10 protein-coding genes are annotated in these 17,267 nt (G+C 53.6%); 1 reads left to right on the top strand and 9 read right to left on the bottom strand.

The genetic code is table 11. The features are described from left to right. The first annotated feature begins 4 nt into the window (after nt 1-4). Nucleotides 5-697, top strand: a complete 693-nt coding sequence (locus RF641_RS01645; protein WP_424572306.1) for a response regulator — start codon at nt 5-7, stop codon at nt 695-697. Between the two features lie 88 nt (nt 698-785). On the opposite strand, the gene metG is transcribed toward RF641_RS01645, so the two are convergent. From metG to RF641_RS01600, 9 genes are all read right to left on the bottom strand, one after another. Then, nucleotides 786-2,336: a methionine--tRNA ligase gene (gene metG / locus RF641_RS01640; protein WP_424572305.1), complete on the bottom strand. Its 1,551-nt coding sequence runs from the start codon at nt 2,334-2,336 to the stop codon at nt 786-788. A 57-nt stretch (nt 2,337-2,393) separates the two neighbouring features. After that, nucleotides 2,394-3,404 carry an NYN domain-containing protein gene (locus RF641_RS01635; RefSeq protein WP_424572304.1) on the bottom strand — a complete coding sequence of 337 codons (1,011 nt, stop codon included), beginning with the start codon at nt 3,402-3,404 and terminating at the stop codon, nt 2,394-2,396. Between the two features lie 137 nt (nt 3,405-3,541). Then, nucleotides 3,542-4,726, bottom strand: coding sequence for a non-hydrolyzing UDP-N-acetylglucosamine 2-epimerase (gene wecB, locus RF641_RS01630; RefSeq protein WP_424572303.1), 1,185 nt, complete (start codon nt 4,724-4,726; stop codon nt 3,542-3,544). A 27-nt stretch (nt 4,727-4,753) separates the two neighbouring features. Beyond that, a complete protein-coding gene (gene wecC, locus RF641_RS01625) occupies nt 4,754-5,986 on the bottom strand; it encodes a UDP-N-acetyl-D-mannosamine dehydrogenase (protein ID WP_424572302.1) in 1,233 nt (410 codons plus the stop codon). A gap of 132 nt (nt 5,987-6,118) precedes the next feature. Further along, on the bottom strand, nt 6,119-7,927 hold the full coding sequence (locus tag RF641_RS01620; RefSeq protein WP_424572301.1) for a glycosyltransferase family 4 protein: 1,809 nt from the start codon (nt 7,925-7,927) through the stop codon (nt 6,119-6,121). Beyond that, nucleotides 7,875-9,050 (bottom strand): glycosyltransferase family 4 protein, encoded by a 1,176-nt coding sequence (locus RF641_RS01615; protein WP_424572300.1) that lies wholly within the window; start codon nt 9,048-9,050, stop codon nt 7,875-7,877. Before RF641_RS01615 ends, RF641_RS01620 begins: the two co-directional genes overlap by 53 nt. A 56-nt stretch (nt 9,051-9,106) precedes the next feature. Then, a complete protein-coding gene (locus RF641_RS01610; RefSeq protein WP_424572299.1) occupies nt 9,107-11,020 on the bottom strand; it encodes a glycosyltransferase family protein in 1,914 nt (637 codons plus the stop codon). Nucleotides 11,021-11,131: 111 nt separating this feature from the next. Next, on the bottom strand, nt 11,132-15,553 hold the full coding sequence (locus tag RF641_RS01605; RefSeq protein WP_424572298.1) for a glycosyltransferase: 4,422 nt from the start codon (nt 15,551-15,553) through the stop codon (nt 11,132-11,134). A gap of 162 nt (nt 15,554-15,715) precedes the next feature. Further along, nucleotides 15,716-16,639 (bottom strand): IS982 family transposase, encoded by a 924-nt coding sequence (locus RF641_RS01600; RefSeq protein WP_424572297.1) that lies wholly within the window; start codon nt 16,637-16,639, stop codon nt 15,716-15,718. Between the last annotated feature and the right edge of the window lie 628 nt (nt 16,640-17,267).

Raw genomic sequence — 17,267 nt, 5'->3', positions numbered from 1 at the left:
CCCAATGGCATCAGGCAGCACAATTAAGGTCGCACTTGTTGACGACCAGTTGCTGGTTCGCAGCGGTTTCCGAATGTTGATTAATTCGCAGCCCGATATGGAGGTCATCGCCGAAGCCGGCAATGGACGCGAAGCGCTGGCAACACCCTCCCTGCAGCAAGCGAATGTCATCCTGATGGACGTGCGCATGCCGGAAATGGATGGGATACAGACCACCGAGCGCCTGCTGGACCCAGCGAAGAAAGCCGCGGAGGGGCCCAAGGTCATCGTCCTGACGACTTTCGACATGGACGAGTATGCGCTGAGTGCCATCCAAGCAGGAGCCAGCGGTTTTCTCCTCAAGGATGCACCGCCGGAGGAGCTGCTAGAATCCGTCCGCACGGTCAACCGTGGAGATGCTGTCATTGCTCCATCGACGACGCGGCGATTGCTGAATCATATGGCTCCTATCCTGAACAGGTCCGTAGCGCAGGCCGACAACTCGCTGATGTCGGCGGTGGAGTCCCTGACCCCACGTGAACGTGAAGTCTTCGGACTCATCGCTGAAGGGCAGTCCAATCCAGAAATCGCCGAAGGCCTCTTCCTGTCGGAAGCCACAGTCAAAACTCACGTCGGCCATATTCTGGCCAAACTCGGTGCACGAGATCGTGTACAGGCAGTCGTCATCGCCTATCAGACCGGAGTAGTCAGCCCGTAAATCGGCGCCCAGCGGAAATCGGCCGTGGCGCTATTCTGATCTATCGATCGGAATAGCGCCACGGCCGTTTCAACTCAACGAGCGAAGACTATTTTTCTTCCTCATAGCGAGGAAACACCGGGGCCGGTGCGGGAAGCTCGGTTCCGGGAACCAATGCTGTTCCATAATTCTCGAAATTGCGTGCCGACCCTTCGCCTACCGCAAGGACGTTGAGCAGTAAGGTCATGGCTTGGGGAAGCACCGGCTGAAGCAGGATAGCAACTTGGCGGACAATCTCTATCGTCACGTAGAGGACGGTCTCCATACGGGCCGGATCCGTCTTCTTCAGTTTCCAAGGCTCTTGATCCGCGAAGTACGCATTGGTATCTCCGAGAACATGCCATACGGCTTCCAATGCTCGGCTGAATTCTTGGCGGTCATATGCCTCCCGGTTGACCTCCAACAGCTTCGCGGCGGCTCCCAGAATCTCGTTATCAGCCGCCAGCAATTCCCCTGGAGTTGGCACCAGTCCCCCGCAGTTCTTGGCTATCATCGACAGCGAACGCTGTGCAAGATTGCCGAAGTTGTTCGCCAAATCACCATTGATGCGCGCCACGATAGTCTCGTGGTTGTAATTTCCATCGGCGCCAAAAGGCACTTCACGCAAGAAGAAGTACCGAACCTGATCCAGGCCATACCGGGTAACAAAGTCGTCAGGGGAAACCGTGTTGCCCAACGACTTAGACATCTTGACACCGTTGTTATGCAAGAAGCCGTGAATCATGACTCGCTTGGGCACCGGCAGTTTCGCGGACATCAGGAACGCCGGCCAGTAGATCGCATGGAATCGCGAAATGTCCTTGCCGATCACGTGGACGTCTGCTGGCCAGTATTTTTGGAAGGCTGCCGACTCTACGTCGGGGAATCCAACGCCGGTCAAATAGTTCGTCAGGGCGTCGACCCAGACGTACATGACGTGTTTGTCATTGCCGGGCACCGGAATTCCCCAGTCGAAGGTGGTGCGCGAAATCGAAAGATCCGTCAGACCACCTTCAACGAAACGGACAACTTCATTGAACCGAGAGCGTGGTGCACCGAAGTCCGGATTCTCCTCGTAGTAAGCCAAGAGCTTGTCCTGATACTTGGACAGTCGGAAGAAATACGATTCCTCCTCGGTCCAGGTAACCTCAGTGTCGGTTTCCGTGGCGTAGCGGATTCCGTCGGCACGTACATCGGTTTGCTCATCGGTGTAAAACGCCTCATCGCGCACCGAGTACCAGCCTGCGTACTTATCCAGGTAGATATCGCCGTTTGCTTCCATGCGGCGCCATAGCTCCTGCGCAGCAGCGTGATGATCTGCATCTGAGGTGCGGATAAAACGGTCATAGCTCGTTCCGAGCTCGTCATTCATTGCTTGGAAGGCATCCGAATTTCGCTGCGCAAGCTGGGCGGGGGTGATCCCTTCCTTTTCCGCAGTCTGCATCATCTTCTGGCCATGCTCATCGGTACCAGTCATGAAAAAGACGTCGAAGCCATCCAAACGCTTGAAGCGTGCCAACGTGTCGGTTGCCACTACTTCATAGGCATGCCCAATATGGGGAGTGCCGTTCGGATAGGAGATTGCAGTTGTCGCGTAAAAGGGTTTCTGCTGAGAAGTCACGATCTAAATTTACCTTAGTCCCGGCGGGAAAGTAGTTTCCAAGTAATTCGGCGAATGTCACATGAGCCGATCAAGGTAATCCCAGAATGCCCCACGGAGTGCCCGTCGAATCTTTTGCTGGTCGGTCTTCCACTCGCCCAATACTTGAGCGCAATCTTTCAGCAGAGTCCGATCGATCTCCAGAGGCAGCTGGGGCTTGTCCGCTAGGAGTTCCAGCACTTCCGCTTGGGTCGTTAAAGCCAACCACGATTCTGCGACCTTGCCACCAATATCCTCCGCTGCAGCAAGCTCCTTCTGCTCATAGGCCGCGCTACCTTGGTAGCCTTCCATCGCGGACCCGCTGGTATAAACGATCTCAACAGGCGGCAATGATTCCGTGGGACTTGACTGCGGAATTTTCTGTGCCATAACCGCCGGTGTGGGAACTGCTGGTTTGCTATCTTCAAGGATTTCATCAGTATTGGATGCGGCTTTGGCAATCGTCGCCGATTTTTTGGAATGATTCTGATCCCACTCGATTACCCGGGTGAATGCAGAGTCCAGGAGCTGGTCTGAGATCGTCTCAATCGAATCCGCGGTCAGTGCAAGGTGCTCTGCCACTGAGGCCACTCCCAATCGACTTTCCGGTTTCGCTATGCCAAGGAGGACAACCTTCATTCCAAGATCCTGGGCTTCTTCAACTGCCTCAGCCAGGTCATCATCGCCCGAGACCAGATAGGCGATAGTTGCAGCACGATTTCTCGCTACACCAACAAGATCCAATGCGAGTCTGAGATCTACGCCTTTTTGCTCACCGTTGTAAGAAATGCGACCCAGGCGTACTTTGACGCCTGGAATAAGTCCAATCCGCTTGTGTTGCTCCGTGAACAGTCCATCTTTCGAAGCGTCATACCAGTAAACTCGCAAATTGGTGAGGCCGGTATTTTTCTTGACCGTTTGGACTATCCCACGGACCAGCGACTCGTAGTGAGTCGTGAATGCAGACCGCAATGTAGTGCCGGCGGCACGATGCCCACCCAGCGACAGTAAGAATCCGGCATCGATGAAAATTGCAGTTTGGCTTGGCATACTTCGATCGTACTGAACAACCGCGAGACTTTCCTAACACCAGACTTTACGCTTACTCTGTTTTGGCACGACGTCTTAAACGAAATGGCTGTGCCCAAGTTCATGGTGAACACGGACCCAGCCATTGCAGGAGATCTCTAGATGCTAGTTGCGCGCATCATGTCTTCAGGATCCGAAAGCCTCGAATCGAATTCTTCGATGCGTGACCCGACACCCAGCAGTTCGGCAATTGCGGCTACCGTGCGATCAGCGGCTTTACCGTCGCCATAGGGGTTTACGGCATTTGCCATTTCCTCATAAACGTCAGGATTGTGAAGCAGTTCGGTAACCGAATCGACGATTCGCTGTTCATTGGTACCGATGAGGCGAACGGTCCCCGCCGCTACGGCTTCGGGGCGCTCAGTGTTCAATCGCATAACAAGGACTGGCTTGCCCAGGCTCGGAGCTTCTTCCTGGACGCCACCGGAGTCGGTCAGCACAAGATTTGATGCATCAATGATTCGAGTGAACTCACCATAGGCAAGCGGCTCGGTTAGCGTAATGTTCGCAATTCCTTCAATCTCCGGAAGCAAAGCCTCGCGTACTGCAGGGTTGCGGTGCAGAGGCAGGATGAACTCAACGTCCGCTTCGGCTTTCGCCAACCGGGCAAGCGCGCGGCCGATCCCGCGCATTGGTTCACCTTGGTTCTCACGGCGGTGAGTGGTGACCAGGACAATCCGTTTACCGGAGTTGACCACTTCTTCGAGCTTAGGGTCGGAGAAAGGAACCTTCTTTTCCACAACAGTCAGAAGTGCATCAATGACGGTATTGCCTGTGATGACAATATCCTTGGTCGGAAGGGTTTCCTGTACCAGATTGCGCTTGCTGAGCGACGTTGGGGCCAAATGCAAGCTGGCGATTTGGCTTGTGAGCTTTCGGTTTGCTTCTTCCGGAAAAGGCGAGAAGATGTCATAGCTGCGCAAGCCAGCTTCCGCATGCACCACAGGAATTCCTCGGTAAAACGCCGCTATGGCACCGGCAGTCGACGTGGTCGTGTCACCCTGCACGACTACGGCATCCGGCTTTTCCTTCTCGAAGATCTCGTCCAGACCAGCGATGGTTCTGGTCAACAATCCGTTGAGGGTCTGGCGTGGCTGAATGACATCCAGGTCATAGTCTGGGGCGATTCCGAACAGTTCGTTGACCTGATCCAGCATTTCACGGTGCTGTCCGGTAACGACCACTACGCACTCGAACTCATCAGCGTCTTGAAGTGCCTTGACAATCGGAGCAACCTTGATGGCCTCGGGACGAGTGCCATAGATCGGCATGATCTTTTTCATGGGATATACCTTGTCAATTCTTGTAGCTTAGCGCCACAGACCGCGAGTGTCGATGATTTCCTTGCCCGCAAGCACCGTAGCAGGAACTGACTTGAACTGATCGTGATCAACCAAGAGGGTCACAACCCCAGCAGATTCGAGAGCTTCGTCAGTAGGCGTCAAGGTCAAGTTAGAGATACCTTCAAGCTTCTTTGGCAGGGCGTCCACGTGTGGCTCAACTGCCAAAAACTCAACGGTCGGGTTTGCTTCAGCAAGCTGGCGAGTAATCTCGATAGCAGGCGACTCACGCATGTCATCAATATTCGCTTTGAATGCTAGACCCATCACGGCGACCTTGCCATTGAATCCAGCGCTCTTGGTCGCAGCCACCACCTTGTTGACAACCCAGTTTGGCTTGGAATCGTTCGTATTGCGGGCCGTGCGAATGAGCTGTGATTCTTCAGGGGCCGCTGAAACGATGAACCAGGGATCAACTGCGATGCAGTGACCTCCAACGCCTGGGCCTGGTTGCAGGATGTCGACTCGGGGATGGCGGTTGGCAAGTGAAATAAGTTCCCAGACGTCGATACCTAGTTTGTCTGAGATGACAGAGAGCTCATTGGCGAAAGCGATATTCACATCACGGTAAGAATTCTCAACAAGCTTTGCCATTTCGGCAGTTTTTGCATCAGTGGTCAAGATGTCTGCCTGGCAGAAAGTCTCGTAAAGCGCCTTTGCCTTATCCGCGGCTTCAGGCGTGATTCCGCCGACGATGCGGTCGTTGGTGACGAGTTCTTCCATGACATATCCGGGCAACACTCGCTCAGGGCAATGCGCCACAAGCAGGTTGTCAGCGCTAAGATCCGGTCGCTTATTCAGCAGGTAGTCGAAGAGATGCTGGGTCGCCCCTGGAGGTGAAGTCGATTCAAGAATCACAAGCTCGCCCCCCTTAAGTACGGGAGCGATACCGTCCGCGGCTGCTTCAATGTAGGAAAGATCTGCGGTGTAGTCGTCGTTGAAAGGGGTCGGAACTGCGACGATGTATGCTTCGGCTTCCGTAGTCTCGAAGCTTGCCGACAGGGTTCCAGCGCTTACTGCAGCCGAAACAAATTCACCCAGTGCGGGTTCAACGAAGGGAACTTCGCCCTTGTTAACTGCCTCTACCGTTCGCGGAGTTACATCTACACCCCTGACGGTGATGCCCCTCGAGGCAAGAATTGCGGCCGTTGGCAATCCAATGTACCCCAAACCGATAACGGCGACTTCTTTAATGTTATTCACTAAAGTGACTTTCCTTCTGGTGCGAGCGATTTTCCCTACTTGAGGGAGTTTCGGCTGATCCTATAACACGAGGAGTGCGAGATAAGCCCTATAAACCATATCTCATTGCTGTGAAATGGTGTGGTTTCATGGTCACGATGTTTGATTTACTACTCGACAGTAGATTTGAATTATAGTTTTTGCGTTTTGCGCCCAAGTTCGGCTGGACAATACGAATTCACGGCCCGACTTGCCCATTTTATACGCTCTGGAAGGTTCTAAAATCATCGTCCGAAGACTACCTGTCCAGTCTTCGACGTCCTCAGGCCGTACCAAGTGACCGTTCTCACCGTCTGTAATTAGTTCTCTTAAAGCGGGGAGATCAGAGGCTAGGACAGGAACTCCGGAAGCTAATGCTTCGACGGGCTTGAGTGGAGTCACGGAGCGGGTCACAGCTGATTCGACACGAGGAACCGCAAAAGTATTAAGTGACGAGTGATAAAGATGAGCCTGCTCGCGAGGTACACGTCCGGGAAATTCGCAACGGGATTCAATGCCCAGTTCCCGTGCAAGCATGATCAGGTTTTCGCGATCTGTTCCATCGCCAACGATCAGCAACCGCAAACTTGGGAATTCATCCGCAAGACGGGCAACAGCCCGGACTAAGGTGGAAAGTCCCTCATATGGGACCAGGCTACTGACTGTACCCGCATAAAATGCTTCAGGGTCCAGTCCCAGTTGCCCACGAGCTTGAGTCCGGTCTACTGGTTCTTCGAGGAACTCGTCACCAATGCCATTCGGCAACAGCGAAATCTTGGATTCCTTGACACCCGAGCGAATCAAATTCTGTTTCATAGCTTCACCCAGAGTAAATACGTGGTCGGCATGTCGCGCGACATACGATTCACGCTCCATGAACAGCTGATAACGCTCCGAAGTTTCCGACCCATCCGGGCGAGTAGATAGCCATGTATCAGCCAATTGCCCCCGCACTTCATAGATCCAAGGAATACCAGTTGCTTCAGCGACAGCCTTCACAGCTAGCGCGTTGGAGAAATCCGTTGTCGTGTGGAGTACAGAGGGATTATCTTTTTTTACGCGGGCAAGCAGATCTTCGGCCTGTTGCTGGATGCGCCCGGCAAAGTCGTGTTGTGCAGGGAACGGAAGGCAACGCTCATAAGTAATTCCATCCACAGTGTCCTGAAGATCCGCGGCCAACTTCCCAATATTGAGAGGATAGTTCACCCGCGTCAGCGCCTTTACAGCCCAACCTTCATCGACCAGAGCTTTCAGGATTGAATGCGTCCGCTGAGCGTATCCGCTTCCGGTATGGGGCAGAGAATTGGTGGAGACATACATTATGGAGTTGCACTTCTTCGCCCCGAGCATCGTTTCCGTGGTCGCAGGCAGGTTAGGTTCTAGCCCCCTGAATACCGAAAATTCTGACCGGTAGTGGCGCAGCTGCCGCCCGCCGTAGCCTGACCCGAGAACCGCAATTGCCTCAGACATGTGACCCCGCGCCCACAACAGACGGGCTCTGGATTTTACCGCCGATTTAGTTTTCGCTGATTGGTCTAGCAGCATGTCTGCTAAGATCCACTCGTCGGATGCAATGCATAGATTTGCGAAAAATACTGACTGTCGAGAAGATCTTTCTGATTGGAGGTATCGCTCGCAGACTGAACGCAGGCAGCTGCGGTCGTCAGTGAGCATCGCAGCCAGTGCACGCAGACTGAGGCTAGCCCGTTCGGAGCTCAATCGATCGATGACCTGACGAAGGATTGGGCTGGAACGGAACCGCCGTGCCACTTGCAAAGCGAAGTACGTCGGGTCGTCTGCAACATTCGCCAGAACCAGCTGAGCGGTATTGGCTATGTTGGAAATGATGTTGGGCTTCAAGACTACCGTTCTATCTATTTGAATTCGCTCGAACCACTTCTGCAAGTAGCTTTGAATATTCACGGCCTGATTTTCGGAGCGAGGCGTGTGTCTTGACCCATTCCCTACCTCTACGTGGCGTTTGCCATGATTCTGGGTTAGACACCATAAAGTTGATGTATTCCGCGAACCCTCCAACACATTGTTCAACGACTATCCCGGATTCGGAGGCAATGATGATTTCAGCGGCTTCCCCTTGAACTAATCCAGTCACGTGTTGGTTCAGGTAAAGAAGTTCGTAGAGTTTAGACGGGACTGTATATCTGAAGCTGGCCCAGTCCGGCCGGAGCGAAACCAAACAAGTATCTGCCCATGAATAGTTCTCGAGGACATCCTGCCCATAAACCGGTTCTCGAAAGTCAACGTTGACGCCTAATTCGTCGGCCAGGGCTATCAATTTGTTCTTTTCAGTTCCTTGTCCAACGATACGCAGTTGCACTGAGGACGGAACATACTTCATCGCTCGAATCACGGTGTCCAGTCCTTGGCTGCGCCCAATATTGCCCAGATAGAGAATATGTAATTTGCCATCATGAATCCTCGGTGCCACCGTGAGGTCGGCACCCTCAGTTTCGACGCCATTGGAAATAGTGGCTACATTCATGGCGCCATTTATTTTCATCTTGTGTGCCAGACCGTGCGTGACAGTAATCAGCATCTCACTGCGGTTTACCACGAAACTGATGAATCTGGACACCAGAGGTTCGAGCCAGCGGAACTTGATGACTTGGGACTCTCTCAACAAATCAGGCCAAGCATCACGCAAGTCAACGACCATCGGAACTCGGCGCAAGCGACTCGCTACATAACCGACCACTAACGTAGGGATAGCCGGCACAGTGGCGATGATGATATCCGGCTTTCCACCAGTTAGTGCGGCGGGCACGCTCAGTAATGCATCAACCCCGTGCTTCAGGACTTTGCCCATCATCGTTCGAGAACGACGTAGAGATGGATAGTTCTGCAACTTCACGCGAGGGTTATCCAGCAGTCGCTTGTGGTTGTCCGTCACGACACGACTGGATGTCGGGGTTACTACGGTCACGTCATGACCCAGCTGCGCCAATTCGTCCGCGATGATCGACCAACGTCGTTGGGGTGGTGAGATTTCAGGCGTAAACGAGTGTGTCAGAAGCATAATCTTCATCTGACGCGCTCCCCCTTTTTCGCACGGCTCGGACATTTCGTACTAATTAGACTCACTTAGAAAAACACATGCTTATCATTGCGTCCAAACCATTGGATAATACCAGTAGCAGTTAATTCCGCATCGCTGAGATCCCAAGTATGGGCTTTGCCGTCACCGCCGCGCACCTGCGTAAAGTTGAACCGATCTGCGGAGTACACAGTTCCGCCGTGATCAATGACATCCTTCAGGAATTGTGTGTCTTCGCCGCGGTTACGTGTTCCGAATGGTGTTTCCTTGAATACCGAGGCGTGCCCCAATATGGTCGGCCCCATGACAAGATTTGTGAAACGATGTTCTCGGTCTGCAAAACGCAATAGTGTCGCGTCAGAATCCATCAGGTACATGTAGTGTGCCTGCTTGCCGACGATTGATGCGCCACTGTATCGCAAGGCGGCTACCTGGTCGAAAAGGTAGTACTCACCGTATAGGTCGTCATCGTCCATCTTAGTGACGAAGTCACCAGATGCTTCATTGACTGCGGCATTCAGGCAATCACCCAAGGTACTCTCATCGCCAAGTTCCAGGATCCTGTAGTTGGATACCCCGCTTGCATTTGCTAGGTCAGCCACTTCGTTGGGGTCGGCGATGAATTTGTGGGTAACCAGGATGAGTTCGACGTCAACGTCCTTCTGTCTGCCAACGGTTTCGAAGATGTGGTTTAGCTGATGCGGGCGAATCGTGGAAACAACTGCGCTGACTTTTGGGGTGGTTGTCATGGCCATCGGATTGGCAGGTTGAGACGCCAAACCGATAAACTGCGCAACTTCACGAGCACGATGCGCGTATGTGTGGTGTCGCCAAATTCGACGCTGGCCCAAGTGAACCATGCGGTCACGCAATTCAGGACTGCGCACTAGACTGCGAATGGCATTGGACGCATCCTTTCTGTTACCAACCTGGACGACTTCGGACGATGAGAAAAAGTTCTCAATGGCGGTACTCGGCGCTGAAACTACTGGGGTTCCCGCTGCAGTGATTTCGAAAATACGGCGGGCGCACATACTTGGAGAATCAACTACAGAGTTCACATTGAGGAATACATTATAATACTTGTACGCGGTCAGCATCTTTTCGTAGCTAAGGGATCCTACGACACTCAGATCGTAGGGAGCTGGGAACTGGTATTTCTCATCGCCACCATGCTGCCGTGAGAAAATGTCTAAGCCAGTAGATAACCGCGAGGCAACGTCCATCGCTCCCCCGAGAACAATTTCCATCTGGTCCCGGCGTTCTGGGTACTTCTCCGCAAAGTACATTCCCGCGAATGCCACATCGCGGCGTTTCTGTGTTAAGGGGCGAACAGGATTATGGAAAGCTGGCTGTGCCGCGAAACTGAGTGCAGCCACATTTTCGTGCCCCAAGGCCTCATGGTACTCCGGGATCTTCCTCGAATCTGAAGTACACACAAAATCGAACAGTTTAGCGGTTTCCAAAAAATCCTGGAAATGCGGAGGATCCTCCTTGTTCCAGAATACTGTCGGCACAGAGCGTTCCCTGAAACCTTGGACCATTTCGACGAACGCTGGCCGAGGAGCCGTAGGCCCGGTCAAATGATATTGCCACGACTTATTATTTCCGGCCCAGGCAGACTCAACAAAAAGCAGATCAAATTCTTGTGTGTCTAAATCCTCTGCCCAAGAATCTGGTGAGATAAAAGTGCAATTCCATTCAGGAGAAAATGCCTTAGCGCTGAAATCATCTAAAATCACCGCTACGTCAAGCTTCTCGCGCTTGTTCAGGCTGCTATCGAATACAACTGCGGGGAACTGTAAACCAAGGTGTCTCTCGGTCTCCGTCATCAAAAGTCGGTGTTGCACTCCTGTACGCAAATCGTAATCGCGGCGTTTGTACCATTCCTGCAATTGCTGCGGACCACCCTGGCGCAAATGCCATAGTGCTTTTCGAATGTCCCCTAATGCAATCTTCAATTCTCAACTCACTCTTTATTCGATACAGCCAAGTCCAATAATACAGTGAGGTGCATCCCGTAGCGATTGCCGCGGAACACACCCCATATACCCATAGCTCTATGTGGACTTCTAGCTTTCAATCTCGTTCAAGATTCGATTCAAGACATCTGCCGAATCGTAGCGCTCAACCGTGAACTCACGGGCCGAAGCAACTTGTTTACCAAGCATTTTTTCATCCTTGAGCAGGCTTACTACGTAGTCCGCTGCTGAAGCCGTATCAGCGTGCAGCCAATCGTTCGGGTAAAGCCATTCTGAACCCGGCCAAGCCAATCCAACTGGCAACGCACGCGACGCAGCCCCGTCAGCCAAGGTGAAATGGAAGGACTCGAAATCACTAGTGGATACAGCGATTCCGATCTGCTGGTACCACATAGCCATGTCATCGCCTTGAGGATCAAAGGATACTGCCCCGCGGAGCAACTCGGACTCTCCGATTCGTGCATATTGAGCCCTATAAAATGCCATCTCATCATCGCGAGCCGCCATCCATGGGTAGTCCTCTGGACGTTTGCCCTTCACACGCAAAGTGAACCGACTGTCAACTGCACGCAGCTTCTCAAGAAGATCCAAAACAAGGTCGAACCTCTTCATTTGAGGAACCATTCCAACGAAGCCGAGTACAAATCGGGATCCTTCCGCTTTCGGACGATCCAGCTCACTCGTGTCAACAGAATTTGGAATGACGACGGTCTTCTCGGCAGGAATTCCAAACTTCTGGATAGCCATGCCCCGGATTAATTCGCTGACAAAGATAACCATCTCAACCTTCGTGAAGTTGACCGATTTCGGATAGTCCGTGAAGAGTTCCTGTGAATGGAATCGAGTAACGAGTTTCTGGTGTGGCATCAGGTTCTTGGAGTACCAAGCCAAATTGCCCAAGGACCACTCGCAGAAGACCACGTCCGCACTTTCAAGAAGGGCTTGACTTTCGTCTACGTCGTGCTGTGCGTGACCATCCCATTTGTCAACGACGAGGTTGTGACCTCGGCTAGAGATCGCATTCATGATCTGTCCTGCGAACTTCAGATCGTGCCCGGCAACCAGGATAGTTTGCTTGTCCTTCGACTGCCGTTCTTCTGCGTTATTTCGGTCAGTCTGCTCGCCATCCAGCACCCTACGAAGAACGAGAGTGGAGTCGGCATCGCGATCAACAGGATCGCGCAGCTGCAATGAGCCCTGGCCCGGATCATAGGCGTCTTGCATCCACAGCGGAAGCCCTGGGGTATCTACCAGTCGTTCCGAAACCTGTACTCGCGAAACATTGCTGTAGGCCAGAGCCGTCAGCATGTCCTCGAGGACTTCGTGATCCTTAATTAGATCGTCGATGTGGGACGCCAGAACTTCGGTTTCACGCGGTGCCGTGGCATCAACCACGGAGATGCCGGCAGCTCTAAGAATCCCCGCAGCGGGCTCTTCTAAGTTCAAGCCAGCCACATAAACATAGGCAGGTCGTACGCTTGCCGAAACTATATTCGCTGCTATTTCTTCCGTCAGCACTCCAAGTTCGATGCCCAAGGAAGGCAACGTTGGAATTTCAACTGCAATACCTGCCATGCGCAGTGCCACAGCTAGACGATGGTGTGCCAGGTGCTTTTGGTACGTCACACGCAGCGGACCCCATGCATCGGAGACTCGGTCGGATTCAGAGTTCATCCATAAGGTAGTGATCAGCTCAGAATCGCGGCGTGATCTAACCACAGGAACTCTACCGTCAAACATCCAAGTGACGCCAAAGCTCTTGCCGCTGACGACTGGAGTACCACAGGCTGCCAGTTCAAATACACGACGGGAGAACATAGTTGGTGAGTCGTTGACGGAATTCACGTTAACGTGGACAGGATGCGACTTGTACGCCTCTACCATTTCGTCATAGGTCAATCCGCCATGAACGAAGTCTTGAAGCACCGGAGGGAACTTGTATGGAGATTCAGGAGTGTCAGCCTGGCGGTCATAGATGGTCAGCCCGTTAGGACGTGCGCCTTCCAGAATTGATCGCAGTTCCTTCGATCGTTCTGCATATCTGTCTCCATAATAGGAACCACCGTATGCGACGGTGTGGGAGTACTCCCGCTTAGAACCCATTGGATTATGGATTTCAGCTTGGGCCCAGAATGAAAGGCTGCCCAAGGCTTTAAGATTGTCGCCACGATGATCCCAGTATTCACGAAGGCAGTTGGCGTCGGTGGTGAGGACTACATCGAAGTACTTGGCCGTCCGGCGGAATCGATTGAAGTGAACTGGATCTTCCTTATTCCAGAAGATCGCTGGAATGTTCTTGCTGCGGCAATAGCGGATTAGTGCTACCAGATCCGCGCATTCCTCATCTTCGTAGTAGCCGACTTTGCGGGTCCATGTACCATCGTTGCCGGCCCAGGCGGATTCTACGAAGAGCACGTCAACTGGATTTGTCTCCAGGACATCTCGCCAATTCCCTGGGGTTGGGCAAACCACACTAACTTCACGGCTGATGGTGGACGTAGTGAATTCGTCCGCGATGAGAGCCATGCGAATCTTCGCCAATTGCTTGCCGGCGGCGCCGTGTTCTTGGACCTTGGCAATCTGCTCGACAAATGTCTTTGCGACAATCGGCCAAGTCCTGTTCTCGACAGTCCATTTGCGGGCACGGCGTCCCATATCTTGTGCCATCTTTGCATTCTCAGCCAGTTGGGCGATGGCACCAGCTAAGGAATCGACGGAGTCGGCATCAAAGAGCAGACCGCGCGAGCTGTCGGTGCCAAGTAATGTTGCGATCGGAGAAACACTGGAGCCGATCACCGGACGGCCTGCTGCCATCGCCTCGATAGGCTTCAACGGTGAAACCAGCTCTGTGACAATGTTGGATTTGCGCGGGCAAACCACTGCATCGAATATCGCCAAGTAATCATTAATCTGTTCGTTCGGCACTCGTCCGGTGAAACGAATACGCTCTCCCAGGCCAAGTTCGGAAACCCGCTGCTTGAGCACGGGCAGAACCGCGCCATCACCGACAATCAAAGCACCAACATGCGACAGAGAATCGGGCAGTTGAGAGACGGCCTCGATGAGCAGGTCTAGTCCTTCGTAGTCAACGAGGCTACCCGCATAACCAAGCAGGAACTCTTCCCTGTTCTTTTGGCTGGTGGCCTTGGAACGCTCTGCAGGGAGTGGAACATACTGGAAAATGTTTGCGGCGTTCGGAAGAATTTCGATCTTATCCCGATTTGCACCACGCTGAACCAGTTCTTCGCGAACTTCCTCAGTGATTGCAAAGGCAAGGTCAGCTTCATTTGTAACAAGTGCTTCCAAACGCCGGGCAAGTTCGAAACGCTCGGAATCACACCAAGTTTCGTTGCCGGCAGCGGCAGTAATTTCCCACAGTCCACGAACCTCATAAATGAACGGAATCCCCAGCCTGCGTGCAGCAATCAATGCTGGCAATGCGGTAATGTGGTTCGACGCAGAAACGATAACGGACGGACGATTTAACATTGCTTCGCGCACGTAGATGTCTGCGGCGAGCTGAAAAAACTTGTCGAGTGGATCATTTCGCAGAGACACACCCGGATTGTAGTAGGTGTCGACTCCGTAAAATTCACGGATAAGACGCGTCTGTTTCGGCATCTGTTTATCGACCTTGGAATCCCATGGGTAACCAGGTCGTGCCGCGATGAACACATCCAGGCCTGAATCGGCTACGGCACTGGTCAGCCCGGTTGTACGGGTCGAATATCCGTTACTGTTGTACTCGCCAGTACTGTGTGCGCAATACATCACCTTGTCGGGCTGCGGAACGTAAGCCGGCGTGGAGGTCTTCGCTGGAACCTCGGGCAAGGACTCGAGAAGTCTCGCCTGCCCATTGACTTGCTCATGCATCGCTCCAAAGCCTTGTGGAGCGTTTTCGCGCGTAGTAAGTTCTCGCAAGCCCTCTGCTGGAGTCGAAATGGCACCACCGTCTCGATAGAGCGCCAAGTAAATTGCAGCTTCAGCCTCAATCGCTGACAGCATAGATTCTTCGGTACCTGTTGCATGGGACCGTGCATTGGCGCTCGGGTTGGTGTTGGTAATTGGCGCCTGCTTCCGCGGAACCGACTGGACCTGCTTGCTGGAAGCCTCTGGCTTGGGTGTAAACGGGCTCTTCAGCCCACGAGCAGCGCGTAATATTGGGTGGTTCTTAAGATTGCCATACGCGTTCTTGAATTTTTCTGCACGCTCATGTTCCTTTACAAGCTGCTTCTTGAGAATCGATGTTTCTCGACACGACTTTCGATGCGCTTCAGAAGTAGTTTGCAGCTCTCGTTCAAGACGCGCAACCCGGCCTTCTAACCTTGTCTTACGCGCCTTGAGCGATTCGTTTTCTTCCGACAGTTTTGCAGACTTTACTCGATGCTGAGACACTTCGTCCAACAATTTGGCTTCGAGATCACCGTCGAATGTTGAATACTCTTTTTTTATCTTGAAAAGCTCAGCACGTGAAGTAAGCCCTTGGGCTATCGTATCCTTCGACCGTTTCAACGAGGAAACTCCCTAAAATCTAGAATCTTATCCAGAAGATAAGTCTAGCTGTTGGACACGGAATAGTGCTTGAAGATACTCCTGCTCTTGCAACTGGGTACGTAAACCGCCTGCAAGTGTTGAAGCCGTCTTGCCTGGGACTAGATGAGTAATTCAAAGGGGTCAGTGATCATACGCAACCAGCGAACGACGCACCGCCAGCCCTAACGATTCGTTGTGCCAGATCGCTGCGGTCAACGCCAAAAGGCGCTGAACCACCCGCGCAGCCACCCCGCTGGGAACCCGGCCACCATGCCGCTCCAAGTCAAGCTGCGCTTTCAACGTCTGGTTGACCGACTCGATGATCTGGCGCAACGGCTTGAAAAACCGTGCACCAGCCCGCGATGCCTCGCCGACGCGCGCCGGGCGTAGCAGTTCGATCCCCGACTCATCCAGGATCCGCTCGAACTCCCGGCCGAAATAGTTCTTATCCCCGATCAGCACCTGCCGGTGCCCGTCGGCCTGCACCCGATTCATCACCTCGTCAACGGAAAGGATATCCAGCAGGGTCTGTCGTTCATCGGCTTTGGCCCCGGTCAGCGCGAACCCGACCGGCAGCCCGTGCACCGTGCACACCAGATGCAACCGCAGCCCCCAGAAGTACCGTGAATGCGAAGCACAGTACCCGTACTCGGCCCACCCGGCCAGCTCCGAACGCTTGACCGTTTCCCTGGAGCGGGCGCATTCGACCGGGGTGCAGTCCACCAGCCACACATCGTCGCAGCCCACGTCAGTGCGCTGGCCCAGCACGCTGATGAGCCATTTCATGCACTGCCCCAGCTTGCGCAGGCGCTTGTTATAGCCTGATTGGCCAGGCATGTAGGGGAAAAGGTTGCGGTGGTGTTCGGTGGCGTAACGCAGCCATCTGGCTTCGGAGACGAAGCCTTGCAGGCCTTGCATCAGGGCCAGGGTGATCAGTTCGGCGTCGCTGATTTTCGGGCTGATCCCGATTCGTGGACGGTAGGGAAGATGTTCTGGGTGACTCTTCAAAATGTCGTCGATGACGACATAGAATGCAATAGCAAGGGAGTCCAGATCGGTGTCCACCATGACCTCCGGGTCGTGACTGTGGGTTAAGTACGCCGATCATGGACCCCCTTGCTTTGTTCAGGGGTGCGCCACGCCGTGGTGGGACCCCTTGGAATTACTCATCTAGCTGGCAGAGTAGTGCCAGCTCCCCGCCCAGGTGTGGCGTGGGTATGGGATCGAGGCCCCACTGATGCTTATTGAGAAAACGTGCGCTTGGCCAAGCAGATCATCGGTCTGGACGGCGACCTAAAGGACAACTAGGCCCGGCTCGCCGAACTGACGACCAGGCATGCACCGTCGCGGCTGGCGATGCACGGCGTGAGCGAGGTAAATGCCGCGGCCATCATGACAGTTTGCTCGCGCCATGGACACATCCCTTCAGGTGCCGCCTTGCCACGTCACAGGGACCTGCCCGATGCTGGTATCCGTAAGAAACACGGTCCGGCACCGGCTCAACCGCGGTGGTGACCGACGCCTGAACCGGGCCATCAATATCATAGCGTTGACCCGAATGCGTCTTCTCCCCTTCCCCCCGCGAATACGTCGAGTGCAAGATCGACCAAGGACGCAGCAAGCGCGAGATCATGCGCAGTCTCAAGCGCGATACCACCAGGATAATCCTTCGGATGCTGGCAGGAGAACTGCC

This window comes from Arthrobacter sp. 'calajunan', assembly GCF_046940185.1.
Taxonomy (GTDB): Bacteria; Actinomycetota; Actinomycetes; order Actinomycetales; family Micrococcaceae; genus Glutamicibacter; species Glutamicibacter soli.
This window is presented reverse-complemented; position numbering and strand designations above follow the sequence as displayed.

Bases quoted from the DNA above. Each gene is read 5' to 3' on its own strand.
- RF641_RS01645 (WP_424572306.1), top strand. From the start codon at position 5: ATGGCATCAGGCAGCACAATTAAGGTCGCACTTGTTGACGACCAGTTG.
- RF641_RS01635 (WP_424572304.1), bottom strand. From the start codon at position 3,404: ATGCCAAGCCAAACTGCAATTTTCATCGATGCCGGATTCTTACTGTCG.
- wecB (WP_424572303.1), bottom strand. From the start codon at position 4,726: ATGAAAAAGATCATGCCGATCTATGGCACTCGTCCCGAGGCCATCAAG.
- RF641_RS01615 (WP_424572300.1), bottom strand. From the start codon at position 9,050: ATGAAGATTATGCTTCTGACACACTCGTTTACGCCTGAAATCTCACCA.